Source organism: Brevundimonas faecalis, assembly GCF_040549405.1.
In the GTDB taxonomy this organism is placed as follows: Bacteria; Pseudomonadota; Alphaproteobacteria; order Caulobacterales; family Caulobacteraceae; genus Brevundimonas; species Brevundimonas faecalis.
On the sequence record NZ_JBEPTF010000003.1, the window covers coordinates 236,825 to 254,534 of the forward strand.

Sequence of the window (17,710 nt, forward strand, 5' to 3'; positions counted from 1 at the left end):
CTAATTCTTGGAATTATTGTTCTGTCCGGCAAAGCTGCTGCATGGCGACTTGGTGAAATAATCTCAGAACGCTGTGTTTTTCTCTTGTCGATTTCGCAATTGCGATAAACAGTTCGCAACTGCGAAACAGCAAGGGGGATACTCGCATGTCGCAGTTCAAACACAGGTGGCCGGGGCTGATCGCCCTGCTTTGTCTAACAGGCGGATTGCTCGCCGTGGGCGCCGCATCGGCGGCGTCCGACTCGGGAGCCGCTGCTCACATCGCCAATATCGCTGCAACAGCGTCGGAGCCTGCTCCGGCGCTGTTTTTACATCAGGTTCCGCTTGAACTGGATGCGGCGGGCACCGCCTGGCTGGGGACGTCCACCGCCCTGGTCTTGCTGATGACCTTGCCAGGTCTGGCGCTCTTCTATGGCGGCATGGTGCGCCGCAAGAACGTGATAGCCACCATCACCCAGTCGGTCGCCGCCTTTGCGGTGGTGTCCCTGACCTGGTTCATCGCCGGCTACGCCATCGCCTTCGGAACCAACGGCGACGCCGGGGTCAATCAGTACATAGGCAGTCTGGACGCCTTGTTTCTGAACGGGGTGACGGTGGACACGGCGCACAGCCTGCTGCCGGGCATACCGGAATTCCTGTGGGTCTCGTTCCAGTTGACCTTCGCCATCATCACCCCGGCGTTGATCACAGGGGCGTTCGCGGAGCGGTTGAAATACTCCGGCATGCTGCTGTTCACGGCCCTGTGGTCGGTGGCGGTCTACGCCCCCATCGCCCATTGGGTCTGGGGCGGCGGCTTCCTGGGCGCGCAAGGGGTGCTGGACTTCGCCGGCGGCGCGGTGGTTCATGTCAACTCCGGCGTGGCCGGCCTGGTCTGCGCCCTGTTCCTGGGACCGAGGAAGGGTTACGGCGTCGAGCCCATCACGGCGCACAATCCAGTCCTGACCATGATCGGCGCCTCGTTGCTGCTGGTCGGCTGGATCGGCTTCAACGCCGGGTCGGCGGGCGCGGCGAACGGCCTGATGGGCGTGGCTCTGATCAACACCCTCTTGGCTGCGGCGGCGGCCTCCCTGGCCTGGAAGTTCGTCGAGGTCGTCTACAGAAAGAAGTGGTCTCTCATCGGCGTCCTGTCCGGCATGGTGGCGGGCCTTGTGGCCATCACCCCGGCGGCGGGCTTCGTCGATCCCAAGGGCGCGGTGGTGATCGGTCTGGTGGCCGGCCCCGCCTGCTACGTCTCCTCGGTCTGGCTGAAGAAGCTGTTGAAGTATGACGACAGCCTGGACGCTTTCGGACTGCACGGCGCGGGCGGACTGGTCGGCGCCCTGCTGACCGGCGTCTTCGCTACGACGGCCGTCAACGGCCTGTCGGAGGGTGCCAATATCGGCGCCCAGACCATGGGCCTGGTCTGGACCATCCTGTGGAGCGCGGTCGGCACCCTGATCATCCTGCTGATCTGCAAGTACACCACCGGCCTGCGCGTCAGCGGCGCCCAGGAAACCGAAGGCCTGGACGCCCACTTGCACGGCGAAGTGCTGGACGGCGTCTGAAGACCGGACGGGCCGCGGCGGCCAAGGGCCGTCGCGGCTCGATCCTTCATGCAACGGCCCGGCTGCGCTCCACCCGCGGTCGGATGAGTAGGCGTCGTCGAAATCAATCAGACTCTTGAGGGGATACGTCATGAGACTTGTTTTTGCGTGCGTTTCGCTGACCGTCCTGGCGCTGGCCGCGAATACGGCCCAGGCCCGAACTTCGCCCGAGGCGGCGTTCAACCTGGGCGCCGTCAGCGACTACGTCTTCCGCGGCGCCAGCCAGACGAACGAGGATCCGGCGCTGCAAGGCGGGATCGACGCCGACTTCGGCAACGGCTTCTATGCGGGAACCTGGGCCTCGACCGTCGACTTCGGCGACGACACGGACGCCGAGATCGACCTGTACGGAGGCTATCGAACCGAGGCGGGCGGCGTGGCCCTGGATTTCGGCGTGGTCGGCTACCTCTATGTCAACCAACCCGGCGGCTCGGACTACAGCTTCATGGAGTTCAAGGCGGCGGCGTCGCGGGCCGTCGGCCCGGCGACCTTCGGCGCGGCCGTCTATTATTCGCCGGACTTCTTCGGCGCCGATGAGAAGGCGACCTATCTGGAGGCCAACGCCGCCTTGGTTCCGGCGGACAGATGGACGATTTCCGGCGCTGTGGGCCGTCAGTGGCTGGATGTGAACGACGACTACACGACCTGGAATCTGGGCCTGAACTACGCCCTGACCGAGCATTTATCGGCGGATATCCGGTATCACGGCGCGGATGTGGACGGCCCCTTGACCGATGATCGCTTCGTGGTCGGACTAAAGGCCGTCTTCTGACGAGGGGCGGGTTGGGCGGCGCCGGGACGCGACCTGTCGCCGCTTTCCCTTGCGTGATCTTGGCGCCGCCTTCGGGGCGGGCTACGCCTGCGCCTCAACCTCGTCCACGGGAGAGACGTACATGGACCTGAACGCCGTCACTGAACACATTCGCAGCGCCGTGGGCGACAACTCGGGCCTCGGCAAGACCGTCAAGCTGGACCTGGGCGACGTCGGCAAGATCTTCATCGACGGCGCTTCCTCGCCGAACTCGGTGACGAATGACGACAAGCCCGCCGACGCCACCGTGTCGATGAAGTGGGACGACTTCGTCGCCCTGTCGGAAGGCAAGCTGGACCCGATGATGGCCTTCATGCAGGGCAAGCTGAAGATCGCGGGCGACATGATGATCGCCCAGAAGCTGGCGCCGCTGCTGAAGCGCTGATGCGCCGATAAGCGACCGACGAACGACGGCGCGGCTTCCTCGGAGGCCGCGCCGTTTTCACATCAGGCGCTCGCAGAAGCGCGTTGAAAGATTGAGGACCCGATCATGGATTTCGCCCCTTCCGAACGCGCCCTGATGTGGCAGGAGCGCCTGGCGCGCTTCATGGACGATCATGTGATCCCGGCCGAGGCGGAATACCGCGCCCAGGTCCACGCCGACCCCAGGACGCAGCCGCCGGTCATGGAGGCCTTGAAGGCCCGGGCGCGCGAGGCGGGGCTGTGGAACATGTTCCTGCCGGGCGAGCACGGCGCGGGACTGACCAATCTGGAATATGCGCCCCTGGCCGAGATGATGGGGCGGCGGCTGTGGTCGGCCGAGGTGTTCAACTGCAACGCCCCCGACACCGGCAATATGGAAGTCCTGCACATGTACGGCGACGCTGCGCAGCAGGATCGGTGGCTGAAGCCCCTGATGGCGGGCGAAATTCGTTCGGCCTTCCTGATGACCGAGCCGGAGGTGGCCTCGTCGGACGCGACCAATATCCAGACCAGCATCGTCCGTGACGGCGATCACTATGTGATCAACGGCCGCAAGTGGTGGTCGACGAACATGGCCCACCCCAACGTCGCCGTGACCATCGTCATGGGCAAGACGGACCCGGACGCGGCCGTGCACCAGCAGCAGAGCCAGATCATCGTGCCGACCGACACGCCCGGCTTCCGCGTCGAGCGGATGCTGTCGGTCTTCGGCTATGACGAGGCGCCGATCGGCCACGCCGAGGTGGTGCTGGAGAACGTCCGCGTCCCCGCCGCGAACCTGATCGCGGGCGAAGGGCGGGGCTTCGAGATCGCCCAGGGTCGCCTGGGGCCAGGCCGCATCCACCACTGCATGCGCGTGATCGGGGCGGCGGAGCGTGCGCTGGACCTGATGTGCGAGCGGCTGCTGACCCGCGTAGCCTTCCGCAAGGCCATCGCCGAACATTCGGTGTGGGAGCAGCGGGTGGCCGAGGCGCGCACCAATATCGAGATGTGCCGCCTGCTGGTGCTGAAGGCCGCCTGGATGATGGACGAGGTCGGCGCCAAGAACGCCAAGTCCGAGATCGCCCAGATCAAGGTGGCCGCGCCGCGCATGGCGCTGAAGGTCATCGACGACGCCATCCAGGCCTTCGGCGGGGCCGGCGTTTCCGGCGACACCCCGCTGGCCGAACTCTACGCGACGGTGCGGACCCTGCGGATCGCCGACGGTCCGGACGAGGTGCACAATCGGACCATCGCGCGGCTGGAATACGCCCGCCACGGCGGACGCCGATAGGGCGGGAAACGCAAGGGGCAGGGGCTGTCGCCGGCCCCTTGCCGCCTCTTGTCTGACCATGAACGGCGGAACCGGGTCTTTCGTGACGGCATTGAACAGGGGTCGTTATTGAAGACGCTCAGGGCGATCCGCGATCATGGGACAGGTTCACCGCGCCGGCCGACCGGTCGAGACCGACATCGACGCCTATCGTCGGGTGCGCGGGCGATTTCTTGAACTGATCGAGGGCTTGTCGGCGGAGGATCTGGCGCTGCAGTCCATGCCCGACGCCAGCCCCGGGAAGTGGCATCTGGGTCATGTCAGCTGGTTCTTCGAGACCATGATCCTGAAGGAACGGCCGGGCTATATGCCGGTCGATTCTCGGCTGAACCTGGTCTTCAACTCCTACTACGAAGCCTTGGGGCCACGGGTGGCGCGGGCCGAGCGCGGCCTGTTGAGCCGGCCGTCGCTGGAAGAGGTCCTGGCCTATCGTCGTGAGATCGACCGCCGAATGGAGACCGTTCTGGCGCGCGGCCTGGCCGATGACCGGGAGCGCTATCTGTTCGAACTGGGACTGAACCACGAGCAGCAGCATCAGGAGTTGTTCCTGATGGACCTGCTGAACCTGATGGCCTCTTCCCCGCTGGAGCCGGCGGCCTATGGGCGGGAGCCGCGCGAGGCGCCGCTGGAACGGGCAAGGGGCGGCTGGGCGGCCTTCGACGGCGGTCTGGTGGAGATCGGGGCAGGGGATCAGGGCTTCGCTTTCGACAACGAACGGCCCGTGCGCAAGGTCTGGTTGGAGCCCTATTCCCTGGCGGCGGACCTGGTCACCTGCGGCGACTGGCTGGGCTTCATGGCGGACGGCGGCTATCGGCGGCCGGAGCTCTGGCTGGCGGACGGCTGGGTGACGGTGAGAGCGCAGGCTTGGGAGGCGCCGCTCTATTGGCGCCGCGAGAAGGTCGATGCGGAAGACTGGCGCCTGATGACCCTGGCGGGGCCTCAGGCTATCGATCCGACCGCGCCGGTTCGCCATGTCAGCCTTTATGAGGCCGACGCCTTCGCCCGGTGGTCGGGCCGGCGCCTGCCGACCGAAGCGGAGTGGGAGCACGCGGTCCGCAGTCGCCCGGACGCCTTCTCCAACCTCTATGGCGAGGCGTGGCAGTGGACCGCCGACGCCTATGCGCCCTATCCGGGGTTCAGGCCGACCGAGGGGACGGCGGCCGAGTACAACGGCAAGTTCATGGCCAATCAGGCGGTGCTGCGGGGCGGCGCCTTCGCCACGCCGGCGGGTCATGCCCGGCCGAGTTACCGGAACTTCTACTATCCGCCTCAGCGCTGGATGTTCTCGGGCCTGCGTCTAGCCGCCGACGGCGCGGCGGCTCAGAACGAGGGGGATCATGAGGCGTTTCGCCGCGACATGATCGAGGGGCTGACGCGGCGACAGAAGTCCGTATCGCCCAAGTGGTTCTATGACGCCGAGGGCTCCCGCCTGTTCGAGGCGATCACCCGCCTGCCGGAATATTATCCGACCCGACAGGAGGCGGCGCTGTTGCGGCGCGTGGCGCCGGTATGGGCTGGCCGGTTCGGCGCGGGCGCCGTCCTGGTCGAGCTGGGTTCCGGCGCCAGTGAAAAGACGCGCATCCTTTTGGACGCTGCGCCGGACCTGGCCGCCTACGTCCCCATCGACATCAGCCCTTCGGCCCTCGCCGAGGCGGCGGCTCGTATCCGAACCGACTATCCTGAACTGAAGGTCCTGCCGCTCACGGGCGATTTCGAGCATCTGTCGCCGCCTCCGCCTGAGGCGGGACCAGGACGGCGTATCGGTTTCTTCCCGGGATCGACCATCGGCAATCTGTCGCCCGAGGCGGCGGAGGCTCTGTTGCGGTCAGCGCGCGAGCACCTGGGGCAGGGGGCGCTGTTCATCCTGGGCGTGGACCTGGTGAAGGATCCTTCGGCGCTGGTCGCAGCCTATGACGACGCCCGGGGCGTGACGGCGGCGTTCAATCGGAACCTCCTGCTCAGGGCGAACCGCGAACTGGGCATGGATTTCGAGCCCGACGCCTTCCGTCATTTGGCGATCTGGAATGCGACGGAGAGCCGGATCGAGATGCACCTGCAGGTCATGAAGGCCATGACGGTGCGGCTGGACACCCTGGCCTTCCGCTTCGCCGAGGGGGAGACCCTGCACACCGAAAACTCGCGCAAATTCGACGAGGCTTCCGTGCGGACCCTGGCCGAGGCGGCGGGTTGGCGGCTGCAGGCTTTCGAGGTCGGCCCTGATCCGGCGGTCGGCCTGGCCCTGCTGGAAGCCTGAAGCGCATATGAAAAAGGCGACGCGGGGAGAACGCGTCGCCTGGAAAGTCGTGTATCGGACCTCAGCCCTTGGGCGGGGCGCCCGCCTCGGGCTTGTTGCGCGATCCGTGAGACGCTTCGCCGCCCTTGCGGCCTGCCTGGGCGGCCAGTGAGCGATCCTGTGAGAAGCTGCGTTTTTCGCTGGGGACGCTGGCGCCGCCCTTGCGAGCGATCTCGCGTTGGCGTTCCGGATCCATCGAGGCGAACCCTCGTTTGGAAACACCGGAGCCGCGCGTGGTCTGACCTTCGGCCATTCGGTTGTTCCTTTCCAAGACTGTGGCGCTTCCTTGAAGAAGAAAGCCGAGGCCGCCGCTCCGGTTCCGCCCATCCCTCATTTCCTTGTTCCGCCAACGGTCGAAGACGCATTGTCAGGAACCGCCGGCGGTGAGACGGGTTGAAAAGCGCGAAGCCGTGAGAAGGAGACCGACATGACCGACGCACCGACCTTCGCCGCCGCCGACGCCTCTGAAGATCAAGGACCGCGTCCCATCCGCGAAGCCCTGCGCGAGGACGCGGCGGAAGCGCGCGCCTGGGCCGACCACCGGGTCAAGCGCGCCCGCGACGCGGTTCGGGACGAGCCGATCCGCGCCTGTCTCTACGCCCTGGGTCTGGGCGTGGTCATCGGCATGATGGCGGGACGCTGACGCTGACGCCTTACGAAGGGCCGCTGGCCGGGCGGGCGATCGGCGCGCGGGACATGGCCTGATCCGAGACGAAGGGATTGCTCCGCCGTTCGGCGCCGAAGGTGGAGTGGGAGCCGTGGCCGGGAACGAAGGTCACGTCGTCGCCCAGGGGCCAGAGCTTGGTCGTGATCGCCGTCAGCAGGGCCTGATGATTGCTGCGCGGAAAGTCCGTGCGACCGATCGAGCCCTGGAACAGGACGTCCCCGACCTGGGCGAAACGGGCCTCGCGGTTGAAGAAGACGACGTGGCCTGGCGTATGCCCCGGGCAGTGCAGCACCTCCCAGGTGGTTTCACCCAGGGTGAGCGTGTCGCCGTCGTTCAGGAACCGCGTCGGCGTGAAGGTGCGGGCTTCCGGCAGGCCGTACTTCTGACCCTGGGTCGGAATCAGATCGATCCAGAATTGGTCTTCCGCCTGGGGGCCGATGATGTCGACGCCGGTCTTTTCCTGCATGTCGGCGGCGCCGCCCGCGTGGTCCAGATGGCCGTGGGTGATCCAGATGGCCTCGAGCGTCAGGCCGCGTCGGGCGATCTCGCCCAGAATCGCATCGGCCGATCCGCCGGGATCGATGACCGCAGCCTTGTTCGTCTTGGTGCACCAGACGGTGGTGCAGTTCTGCTGCAGCGGCGTGACGGGCGTGATGAAGACGCCGATGAGGGAGGAAGGCTGGCTCATGATCTTCAGATAGCGAGATGATGCGGGCAAAGGAACCGCGCGCGTTGACCTTTGCCCCCCTTCTCGACATAAGGGCGGGCTTCGAGGCGCCGCTCCTGAAAGGGGCGGCCCTATTGCTTTATCCACCGCGCGCCTTCTGGGCGTCGCCCCAGAGCGTCAGATACCCGACCATGCAAGTCGTCGAAAAGTCGAACGAAGGCCTCAGCCGCGTGATCGCGGTGACCATCCCCGTCGCCGAGCTGAACGAAAAGCTCGAAGCCCGCATCAAGGAAGTTGCCCCGCAGATGAAGCTGAAGGGCTTCCGTCCGGGCAAGGTGCCGGCTGCGCACGTCAAGAAGACCTTCGGCCGCGACTTCATGGGCGAAATCATCAACGCCTCGCTGAATGAAACCAGCCAGGGCGCTCTGGACGAGCTGAAGATCCGCCCGGCCGCGCCGGCCGAGATGAAGCTGGTCTCGGACATGGACAAGGTCATCGCCGGTCAGGAAGACCTGGCCTATGAAATGGCCCTGGAAATCATGCCGGAATTCACCCCGGTTGACCCCAAGACCCTGAAGCTGGACCGCCCGACCTACACCGCCTCGGACGAGGATCTGGACGAAGCCCTCAAGGAACTGGCCTCGCAGGCCAAGACCTATGAGGACAAAAAGGGCAAGACCGTGAAGGCCGCCGAAGGCGACCAACTGACCATCGACTTCGTCGGCAAGCTGGACGGTGAAGTGTTCGAAGGCGGCTCGGCCGAGGACGCCGACCTGGTGATCGGTTCGAACCGCTTCATCCCGGGCTTCGAAGAGCAACTGAAGGGCGCCAAGGTCGGCGAGGAAAAGACCATCGAGGTCACCTTCCCCGAAGAATACCAGGCCAAGAACCTGGCCGGCAAAGCCGCGACCTTCGACATCAAGGTCAAGGCCATCAAGGCCGAGGCCGAAGCCAAGATCGACGACGAGTTCGCCACCCGCATCGGCCTGGAGTCGCTGGACAAGCTGAAGGAACTGCTGAAGGCCAACCTGGACCAGCAGTACGCCGGCGCCGCCCGCTTCAAGCTGAAGCGCGCCCTGCTGGACCAACTGGACGAAGCCCACGACTTCCCGCTGCCGCCGAAGATGGTGGAAGCTGAGTTCGAAGGCATCTGGGCCCAGGTGTCGGCTGACAAGGACGCCGGCCGCCTGCCGGAAGACGACGCCAAGAAGTCGGAAGACGAACTGAAGGCCGAGTACAAGAAGATCGCCGAGCGCCGTGTGCGCCTGGGTCTGGTCCTGGCCGAGATCGGCCGCGCCAACAATGTCGGCGTCTCGGACCAGGAACTGTCGAACGCCATCATGGCCGAAGCCCGCAACTATCCGGGCCAGGAGCGCATGGTGCTGGACTTCTATCGCCAGAACCCGAACGCCGCCGCCCAACTGCGCGCGCCGATCTATGAAGAGAAGGTCGTCGACCTGATCGTCGGCGTCGCCGAGGTCAAGGACACGCCGATCTCGAAGGAAGAACTGCTGAAGGAAGAAGACGAGGGCTGAACCCTGCGTCTTACGGAACGGTAACTGTCGTTCCGTCAGCGCTTGATGCAAAGAAAAAGGGTCCGCTTTGGCGGGCCCTTTTTTGTTCCGGAGATGTGGCGTGGGTTTTTGGACAATTGCCGCTGTCGCAGCGAGTCTGACGGCTTCTGAACCGCCTCAGGCGGCCGTTCAGGCGCAAGTCGAGCCTGAGGTCACTCAAATCGACGAGGTTGAGGTTCGTGCGCGAATGCGCGCCGCTCAGGTTCGAGAGCGTGTGGACGCTTTCATCGAGAGCAATATGGCGCCGCCGCGCGGCCGACCCCTGGCGCGATGGAACAAGCCGGTTTGCGTGGCGACGGCCTACCTCAACTCGCAATATGCTCAAGCTGTTATCGACCGTGTGGCCGAACGCATCATCGAAGCGGGCGGCGATGTGGCGGGGCCGGGTTGTAAAGTGGATCTCATGATCGTGGGCACTGACGACGGCGCTCGCACGGCCAGGGAATTGGTCAGGGACGATCCGCGCGGCTATCGCCCGTCTCGAAGCGCCACGGACCGCGGCGGCGCGGCATTGCGGCGTTTCCAGGAAGGCGAGGCCCCGGTTCGGTGGTGGCATGTCAGCCTGCCGGTCAACATAGAGACCGGAGAAATCGCCGTGCATCTGGATGGCCAGGAGTATCCGACCAACACCGTACGGGATGCGTCGCGGTTGCGCACCAATGTCCGTGATGATCTTGCTCGGGTAGTCGTCATCGTGGATTTCAGCCGAACCAGCCAGGTTCGCGCCGGCGCCTTGGTCGATTATATCGCCTTCGTGGCCTTGGCTCAGGTGAATCCCGACGGAGAGTTGGGAGGGCAGGATACGATCCTCAATCTGTTTCAGCGTCCCGGCGACTACACGGGAATGACGCAATGGGATCGGGACTATTTAGCCGCTCTTTATAAGGCGCCGCCCAATCGCCCGAATATCCAGGCTCAAGCGCGAGGAATCGCCGAAGAGGTCGTTCAGCAGCGTCGAGATCGTTGATCGTTGGGAGCGACTCGGAACCTCGGGGCGATGCTCGCGTCACACGTTCGAATATTTTTGATATTTAATATAGTATCGGAACAGCCAGCGGCTGTCCCTGTCGACTGCTGCAGGAGGGTGTGACTTGGGTTTCAAGGTAACCGTGTTGGCCGCCATGCTATTGACGGTTTCTGCGCAAGCGGAAGCGCAAACGACGGCGGACGACTTTTCTCTGACAGAGGTTGAATCCATCCTCGTCCAAGGGCGGCGGATGGAGGATCCGCAGCTCTGCCTTGCGTCGAAGCCGGTCGAACGCGATATGCTAGGACGAAGGGCGCCTCGTGAGTCGCGTCCGTAGCATTCTGAGAAAGCCCGTATGCGCGATCCGATCGACTACATCTCCAACAACCTGGTGCCGATGGTGGTGGAGCAATCCAGCCGCGGCGAACGGTCGTTCGACATCTTCTCGCGTCTGCTGCGCGAGCGGATCATCTTCCTGACCGGCCCGTTCGAGGACGGCATGGCCTCGCTGATCTGCGCCCAGCTGCTGTTCCTGGAATCGGAAAACCCGAAGAAGGAAATCAGCATGTACATCAACAGCCCCGGCGGTCAGGTGACCTCGGCGCTCGCGATCTACGACACCATGCAATACATCAAGTCGCCGGTCTCGACCGTGGTCATGGGCATGGCCGCCTCGGCCGGCTCGCTGATCCTGACGGCGGGTGAAGCCGGCCAGCGCATCGCCCTGCCGAACGCGCGGGTCATGGTGCATCAGCCCTCGGGCGGCTTCCGCGGCACGGCCTCGGACATCGAGCGCCACGCCGAGGACATCATCGCCACCAAGCGCCGCCTGAACGAAATCTACGTCCAGCACACCGGCCGGACCTATGAAGAAGTCGAGCGCACCCTGGACCGCGACCACTTCATGACCGCCGAGGAAGCCAAGGCCTGGGGCATCGTGGACCACGTCTACGACAAGCGCACCCAGGCGGCCGACGACGGGGTCAAGGCGCCCTAAGCCCGGGGCGACCTCTGGCTGCGACAATTTGCGAGGCGGGGTCCGGCGACGGACTCCGCCTCGAATCGTGTTTGAGACTCGTTATCAGCGAGGAGGGCCTCTCAATGGCGATGCGGTGGAGAGACGACGGATTCCGCTACGGCGCGCTCACGCGCCTGCTGCACTGGGGAACCGTCCTTCTGCTGGCCTGGCAGTTTACGGGGATGGGCGTGAAGCTGATCGTCGGCAAGGCGCCGATCACCGCCTTCTGGGTCGGCACGCACAAGAGCGTCGGGACCGTGCTGCTGCTCGTGATCCTGATCAGGGCGCTCTGGGGCCTCTACAACATGAAGACGCGTCCGGCGCACGGCGGCGGTTTCTGGGGGCTGGCCGCCAAGGCGGGGCATCTGGTTCTCTATGTCCTGATGCTGATCGTGCCTGCCTTGGCCTTGCTGCGGCAATATGGGTCCGGCAAGCCGATGGAGTTTTTCGGTCTGCCCTTCATCCAGGGCGGCGGTGCTGAAACCTCCTGGATGACGGCGCCGGCGAACGCGGCCCACGGCCTGCTGGCCTGGGTTCTGCTGGCCGCGATCGGCGGCCATGTCCTGATGGTCCTGGTTCACCGCTACGTCTGGAAGGACGATACGACGCGACGAATGATGGGCTGACACGAGACGGCTCGAGCCGCGCCGCTTTCGTGCTATCAGGCGGCCATGCCCTATACGAAAGACACGAGCGGAACCGTCGAGGTCGACGGCGACATCTATGAATGGGAAATCCGGCGCCAGCCTCGGCCGATCGAGGGCCGCCAGTGGGAGGGCATGGCCCTGACCCTGCGCCTGACGGACCACAAGCGCGAGGCGGTCGTGCAGTTTCCCATGCCCATGCGGCCCAATGGGCGGCCCGACATGGAGAAGGTCCGGCTGGACCTCGACCACGTGCGCAACGCCGTCGCCGCCGCCATCGAGGCGGGCTGGAACCCCACCTCGCGTGGCAAGACCATGAATTTCGACGTGGACGCGGAGGGGCGCTGACCCCTCAGCCGGCGCGTCAGGGGCGGCCGTGGAAGACGCGGAACCCCTTTTCCTGGGCGAAGGCGATCATTTCCGTATCGCCCGAAGTGTCGCCATAGGCGGCGGTCAGGACCATGTTCGGCCCATAGGCGGCGCGTAGGCGGCGCACCTTCTCCTCGCCTCGGCAGTTCTCGCCGTCGAAGACGCCCGTGACGCGATCCTGGGTGTCGAAGACCATGCGGGTGCCCAACAGGCCCTCGGCGCCCAGGCGACGCGCGAAGGGGGCGACGGTGATTTCCGGCGAGGCGGTGACGATCACCCGGTGCGCGCCCTTGTCGCCCCAGGCCTTCCAGCAGGCGAGGGCGTCGGGGCGCATGAACCGGTCCCAGACCTTATCGGCGAAGCGATCGGCCTCGGCCTCCAACTCCTGCCGGCTCAGCCCGCCCAGGAACTGCTTCACCGAGGCGGCCTTGATCCGGCCCCGATCGCGGTCGCCCAGATAGGCGAGCAGGGCAGGGGATATGCGGGCCAGGCCCGTCGCCCACCCCATCGGTCCCGCTCGGTCGCGCATGAAGGCGGTGAAGCTGTCGCGAATCGTCAGCGTGCCGTCGAAATCGAAGGCCACGATCGGGCGCTCCCCGACGGGGGACTGGCGGAACGATGATGCGGCGCCCATGTCAGACATTAGCCGTGATCCCCATGCAAATCTGTCGAGACTGTCCCTGATCGTGCGTTGTCGCGTCGCAACAGGGTTGTGGCGGAACGTGTGATGGGTGATTGTCAATTTTTGAAGACCTTCGACGATAGATTCCCGGATCAATCGCGAAGGAAGCGCTTTTCGTCCCATGTTGGGGCGGATCGCGGGAGTGAGAAGGGTCTATGACCAAAGCCGCCGGCACAGACGCCAAAAGCACGCTCTATTGCTCGTTCTGCGGCAAGAGCCAGCACGAGGTCCGCAAGCTGATTGCGGGACCGACCGTCTTCATCTGCGATGAATGCGTCGAACTGTGCATGGATATCATCCGCGAAGAGCACAAGATCGCCTTCAAGACGACCAAGGACGGGGTTCCGACTCCGAAGGAGATTCGCGACGTCCTGGACGACTATGTGATCGGTCAGAGCCACGCCAAGAAGGTGCTGAGCGTCGCCGTCCACAACCACTACAAGCGCCTGAACCACGCGACGAAGAACAACGACGTCGAACTGGCCAAGTCGAACATCATGCTGATCGGGCCGACCGGCTCGGGCAAGACGCTGCTGGCCCAGACGCTGGCGCGCATCATCGACGTGCCCTTCACCATGGCTGACGCCACGACCCTGACCGAAGCCGGTTATGTGGGCGAGGATGTCGAGAACATCATCCTGAAGCTGCTTCAGGCCTCGGACTACAACGTCGAGCGGGCTCAGCGCGGCATCGTCTACATCGACGAAATCGACAAAATTTCACGCAAGTCGGACAACCCCTCGATCACCCGCGACGTGTCGGGCGAGGGCGTGCAGCAGGCCCTGCTGAAGATCATGGAAGGCACCGTCGCCTCCGTGCCCCCGCAGGGCGGCCGCAAGCATCCGCAGCAGGAGTTCCTGCAGGTCGACACCGCCAACATCCTCTTCATCGTCGGCGGCGCCTTCGCCGGCCTGGAGAAGGTGATCTCGGCGCGCGGCGAGGGGGCCTCGATCGGCTTCGGCGCCAAGGTCAAGGAGATCGACGAGCGTCGCACCGGCGAAATCCTGAAGCAGGTCGAACCTGACGACCTGATGCGCTTCGGCCTGATCCCCGAGTTCATCGGCCGTCTGCCGGTCCTGGCGACGCTGGAGGACCTGGACGAGGTCGCTCTGATCAAGATCCTGACCGAGCCGAAGAACGCCCTGGTCAAGCAGTACAAGCGCCTGTTCGAGATGGAGAACGTGACGCTGACCTTCACCGACGACGCCCTGTCGGCGGTGGCCAAGAAGGCGATCACCCGCAAGACCGGCGCGCGCGGCCTGCGCTCCATCCTGGAGGGCGTGCTGCTGGAGACCATGTTCGAACTGCCCACCTTCGAGGGCGTCGAGGAAGTGGTGGTTAACGCCGAGGTCATCGACGGCAAGGCTCAACCCCTGCTGATCTACTCGGAAACCAAGAAGAAGACGGCCGACGGCGCCGCCTGAGACTGATCCTCATCGAGGACGGAAGGGCGGTCCGGCGACGGGCCGCCCTTTTTCGCTTCGTCTGCTGATGAAACGGCGCCACAGGGTCCATGGGACGGAAAATCCCGTTGCGGCGGCCCTTTGACATGAAATCACCTGTGTCGCAGGGACGTGTGGACGCCGCGTCCAGCGTCACGATAGTTTCACGCTTCTGTGGGCCTTGCGGCCGCTACGCTTGAACACGGCGTTCGCAGCGCCACATACTCATACGAAAGCCGCCGAAAACAGGCGGGCTGAGTCGAGACGCCGAAGCATTCACGCCGAGGCAGACAGGCTGAGCGGCCGGAGATCCACGAAGGCCCCCGAAAGTACGCATCATGACCGAGAGCAAAATCCTCCCCGTCCTGCCGCTGAGAGACATCGTCGTCTTTCCGCACATGGTCGTGCCGCTGTTCGTCGGCCGCGAGAAGTCCGTGCGGGCGCTCGATGAGATCATGAAGGGCGACAAGCAGATCCTGCTCGCCACCCAGAAGAACTCCGTCGACGACGACCCCGCGCCCGACGCCATCTATCAGACCGGCGTCCTGGCCACCGTGCTGCAGCTTCTGAAGCTGCCCGACGGCACGGTGAAGGTCCTGGTCGAGGGCAAGGGCCGCGCGCGCCTGATCCGCTTCACCGACCGTGAAGACTATTACGAAGCCGAAGCCGTCGCGATCGACGACGAGGACGGCGACGCCTCGCAAAGCGAAGCCCTGCTGCGCGCGGTGATCGAGCAGTTCGAAAGCTATGTGAAGCTGAACAAGAAGGTCCCGCCCGAGGCCCTCAGCTCCATCCCGCAGATCGCCGACCCGTCCAAGCTGGCCGACAGCGTGGCGGCCCACCTGTCGGTCAAGATCGCCGACAAGCAGGGCCTGCTGGAAACCGTCGTCGTGCCGACGCGCCTGGAGAAGGTCTACGGCCTGATGGAGGGCGAAATCAGCGTCCTTCAGGTCGAGAAGAAGATCCGCTCGCGCGTGAAGCGCCAGATGGAGAAGACCCAGCGCGAATATTATCTGAACGAGCAGATGAAGGCGATCCAGCGCGAGCTGGGCGAGACCGACGACGCCCGTGATGAACTGCTGGACCTGGAAAAGCGCATCAAGAAGACGCGCCTGTCCAAGGAGGCTCGCATCAAGGCCGAGGCGGAGCTGAAGAAGCTGCGCAACATGTCGCCGATGTCGGCGGAATCGACCGTGGTGCGCAACTACCTCGACTGGCTGCTGTCGATCCCGTGGGGCAAGGCCAAGACCAAGCCCATCGACCTGCAGAAGGCCGAGGACATCCTCGAGGAGGATCACTACGGCCTGGAGAAGGTCAAGGAACGGATCATCGAGTATCTGGCCGTCCAGGCGCGCACCGGCAGCCTGAAGGGCCCGATCCTGTGCCTGGTCGGGCCTCCCGGCGTCGGCAAGACCTCGCTGGCCCAGTCCATCGCCAAGGCGACGGGGCGTGAATACGTCCGCATGTCGCTGGGCGGCGTGCGCGACGAGGCCGAGATCCGCGGCCACCGTCGGACCTACATCGGCTCGATGCCCGGCAAGATCATCCAGTCGATGAAGAAGGCTAAGACCACCAACGCCTTCGTCCTGCTGGATGAGATCGATAAGCTGGGCGCCGACTGGCGCGGCGACCCGTCCTCGGCCCTGCTGGAGGTGCTGGACCCGGCCCAGAACTCGACCTTCGGCGACCATTATCTGGAGGTCGACTACGACCTGTCGCAGGTGATGTTCGTCACCACGGCGAACAGCCTGAACATGCCTCAGCCCCTGATGGACCGGATGGAGATCATCCGCGTCAGCGGCTACACCGAGGACGAAAAGGTCGAAATCGCCAAGCGCCACGTCCTGCCCAAGCAGCTCAAGGACCACGGCCTGAAGGACGGCGAACTGATCGTTCCAGAAGAGACGATCCGCGACCTGATCCGCTACTACACGCGTGAAGCTGGCGTGCGTTCGCTGGAACGGGCCCTGGGCGGCCTGGCCCGCAAGGCCGTGCGCGAGATGGCCAAGACCAAGGCCGCCTCTATCACGGTCGACAGCGCCAAGCTGGCCGAATACGCGGGCGTGCGGAAGTTCCGCTACGGCGAGACGGACTCGGAAGATCAGGTCGGCATCGTCACCGGCCTGGCCTGGACCGAGTTCGGCGGCGACATCCTGACCATCGAGGCGATCAAGATGCCGGGCCGGGGCCGCATGACCGTGACCGGCAACCTGAAGGATGTGATGAAGGAGTCGATCTCCGCCGCCGCCTCCTATGTCCGCAGCCGCTCGCTGGCCTTCGGCGTCAAGCCGCCGGTGTTCGAGAAGACCGACATCCACGTCCACGTGCCGGATGGCGCCACGCCCAAGGATGGTCCCTCGGCCGGCGCGGCCATGACCGTGGCCATGGTCTCGGTCCTGACCGGGATTCCGATCCGCAAGGACATCGCCATGACCGGCGAGATCACCCTGCGCGGCCGGGTCACGGCCATCGGCGGCCTGAAGGAGAAGCTGCTGGCCGCCCTGCGCTCCGGCGTGAAGACGGTGCTGATCCCTCAGGAGAACGAGAAGGACCTGGAGGACGTGCCCGAGAACGTGAAGTCGGCGCTGGAGATCATCCCGATCTCGACCGCGGACGAGGCGCTGAAGTGGGCCCTGACCGGCACCCTGACCCCGGTGGAATGGGACGAGGCGGCGGAGCCTCTGCTGCCCGCGCCGCAAGCCCCTCCGGCCCAAGGCGGAGCGGCCGTCAGCCACTGACGGCGGCGCCATTGCAAGACTGCGCGCGGCCCGGGAGCGATCCCGGGCCGCGTCGTTTTTGACGCCCCAGGCCCACACCCTTAAGTGAGAAGGGCTGCACGCTGAGGGTGAAGAATGACCAAGATCGAACTGATCGGCCGCATGGCCGAGGCGGCCGGCATCAGCCGCGACGAGGCCCGCCTGGCCCTGGAAGGTTTCACGGTCGCCGTCACCGAGGCCCTGGCCGAGGGGCGGGACGTCCGCCTGATCGGCTTCGGCGGCTTCTCGGCCGTGGATCGCAAGGCGGGAACGGCCCGCAATCCCCGCACGGGCGAGGTCGTCGAACGCCCCGCCTCACGCACCGTGCGCTTTCGTCCTGGGGAAGGATTGAAAAGCGCCTTGAACGGATGACCGGTCGAGGGCATGAAGCCTTCGACGCATGACGTCACGGGCGGCTAGCTCAGCTGGTCAGAGCATCTCGTTTACACCGAGAGGGTCGGCGGTTCGAACCCGTCGCCGCCTACCATTCACCAAGGCTATT

The 17,710-nt window shown here is 65.1% G+C and carries 17 protein-coding genes and 1 tRNA gene; 15 read left to right on the forward strand and 3 right to left on the reverse strand.

Going from position 1 to position 17,710, the window contains the following annotated elements:
* Positions 1-146 precede the first annotated feature (146 nt).
* The 5 genes from ABIE19_RS12055 (at position 147) to egtB (ending at position 6,383) form a co-directional block, all read left to right on the forward strand.
* Positions 147-1,544, forward strand: a complete 1,398-nt coding sequence (locus ABIE19_RS12055; RefSeq protein ID WP_354089439.1) for an ammonium transporter — start codon at positions 147-149, stop codon at positions 1,542-1,544.
* A 130-nt stretch (positions 1,545-1,674) separates the two neighbouring features.
* Complete coding sequence (locus tag ABIE19_RS12060; protein ID WP_354089440.1) at positions 1,675-2,355, forward strand: TorF family putative porin; 681 nt, start codon at positions 1,675-1,677, stop codon at positions 2,353-2,355.
* Positions 2,356-2,476: 121 nt separating this feature from the next.
* Positions 2,477-2,779, forward strand: a complete 303-nt coding sequence (locus ABIE19_RS12065) for an SCP2 sterol-binding domain-containing protein (protein WP_354089441.1) — start codon at positions 2,477-2,479, stop codon at positions 2,777-2,779.
* 105 nt (positions 2,780-2,884) lie between these two features.
* Entirely contained in the window at positions 2,885-4,090 is a 1,206-nt protein-coding gene (locus ABIE19_RS12070) for an acyl-CoA dehydrogenase family protein (RefSeq protein WP_354089442.1), read from the forward strand.
* 136 nt (positions 4,091-4,226) lie between these two features.
* Entirely contained in the window at positions 4,227-6,383 is a 2,157-nt protein-coding gene (gene egtB / locus ABIE19_RS12075; protein ID WP_354089443.1) for an ergothioneine biosynthesis protein EgtB, read from the forward strand.
* A 61-nt stretch (positions 6,384-6,444) separates the two neighbouring features.
* Here the strand turns inward: egtB and ABIE19_RS12080 are convergent, their stop codons facing one another.
* Positions 6,445-6,675 carry a con-10 family general stress protein gene (locus tag ABIE19_RS12080; protein WP_354089444.1) on the reverse strand — a complete coding sequence of 77 codons (231 nt, stop codon included), beginning with the start codon at positions 6,673-6,675 and terminating at the stop codon, positions 6,445-6,447.
* Between the two features lie 174 nt (positions 6,676-6,849).
* Between ABIE19_RS12080 and ABIE19_RS12085 the strand changes: the two genes are divergently transcribed.
* A complete protein-coding gene (locus tag ABIE19_RS12085) occupies positions 6,850-7,065 on the forward strand; it encodes a hypothetical protein (protein WP_354089445.1) in 216 nt (71 codons plus the stop codon).
* A gap of 10 nt (positions 7,066-7,075) precedes the next feature.
* On the opposite strand, the gene ABIE19_RS12090 is transcribed toward ABIE19_RS12085, so the two are convergent.
* A complete protein-coding gene (locus ABIE19_RS12090; RefSeq protein ID WP_354089446.1) occupies positions 7,076-7,777 on the reverse strand; it encodes an MBL fold metallo-hydrolase in 702 nt (233 codons plus the stop codon).
* A gap of 170 nt (positions 7,778-7,947) precedes the next feature.
* Here ABIE19_RS12090 and tig point away from each other — a divergent pair, with 170 nt between their 5' ends.
* The 5 genes from tig to ABIE19_RS12115 all read left to right on the forward strand — a co-directional run bounded on the left by tig (position 7,948) and on the right by ABIE19_RS12115 (position 12,307).
* Complete coding sequence (tig, locus tag ABIE19_RS12095; RefSeq protein ID WP_354089447.1) at positions 7,948-9,291, forward strand: trigger factor; 1,344 nt, start codon at positions 7,948-7,950, stop codon at positions 9,289-9,291.
* 100 nt (positions 9,292-9,391) lie between these two features.
* The gene (locus ABIE19_RS12100) at positions 9,392-10,297 is read left to right on the forward strand and encodes a hypothetical protein (RefSeq protein ID WP_354089448.1); all 906 of its coding nucleotides are present in this window, start codon (positions 9,392-9,394) and stop codon (positions 10,295-10,297) included.
* Between the two features lie 355 nt (positions 10,298-10,652).
* Positions 10,653-11,294, forward strand: coding sequence for an ATP-dependent Clp protease proteolytic subunit (locus tag ABIE19_RS12105; RefSeq protein WP_354089449.1), 642 nt, complete (start codon positions 10,653-10,655; stop codon positions 11,292-11,294).
* A 110-nt stretch (positions 11,295-11,404) separates the two neighbouring features.
* Positions 11,405-11,941 carry a cytochrome b gene (locus tag ABIE19_RS12110; RefSeq protein WP_354089450.1) on the forward strand — a complete coding sequence of 179 codons (537 nt, stop codon included), beginning with the start codon at positions 11,405-11,407 and terminating at the stop codon, positions 11,939-11,941.
* Positions 11,942-11,986: 45 nt separating this feature from the next.
* The gene (locus ABIE19_RS12115; protein ID WP_354089451.1) at positions 11,987-12,307 is read left to right on the forward strand and encodes a hypothetical protein; all 321 of its coding nucleotides are present in this window, start codon (positions 11,987-11,989) and stop codon (positions 12,305-12,307) included.
* A 16-nt stretch (positions 12,308-12,323) separates the two neighbouring features.
* Here the strand turns inward: ABIE19_RS12115 and ABIE19_RS12120 are convergent, their stop codons facing one another.
* Entirely contained in the window at positions 12,324-12,971 is a 648-nt protein-coding gene (locus tag ABIE19_RS12120) for an HAD-IB family hydrolase (protein ID WP_354089452.1), read from the reverse strand.
* Positions 12,972-13,165: 194 nt separating this feature from the next.
* Between ABIE19_RS12120 and clpX the strand changes: the two genes are divergently transcribed.
* The 4 genes from clpX to ABIE19_RS12140 all read left to right on the forward strand — a co-directional run bounded on the left by clpX (position 13,166) and on the right by ABIE19_RS12140 (position 17,695).
* Positions 13,166-14,434, forward strand: a complete 1,269-nt coding sequence (gene clpX, locus ABIE19_RS12125; protein WP_354089453.1) for an ATP-dependent Clp protease ATP-binding subunit ClpX — start codon at positions 13,166-13,168, stop codon at positions 14,432-14,434.
* Between the two features lie 356 nt (positions 14,435-14,790).
* Positions 14,791-17,190: an endopeptidase La gene (gene lon, locus ABIE19_RS12130; protein WP_354089454.1), complete on the forward strand. Its 2,400-nt coding sequence runs from the start codon at positions 14,791-14,793 to the stop codon at positions 17,188-17,190.
* A 114-nt stretch (positions 17,191-17,304) separates the two neighbouring features.
* Positions 17,305-17,580 carry an HU family DNA-binding protein gene (locus tag ABIE19_RS12135; RefSeq protein WP_354089455.1) on the forward strand — a complete coding sequence of 92 codons (276 nt, stop codon included), beginning with the start codon at positions 17,305-17,307 and terminating at the stop codon, positions 17,578-17,580.
* 38 nt (positions 17,581-17,618) lie between these two features.
* A tRNA-Val gene (locus ABIE19_RS12140) sits at positions 17,619-17,695 on the forward strand.
* Positions 17,696-17,710 lie beyond the last annotated feature (15 nt).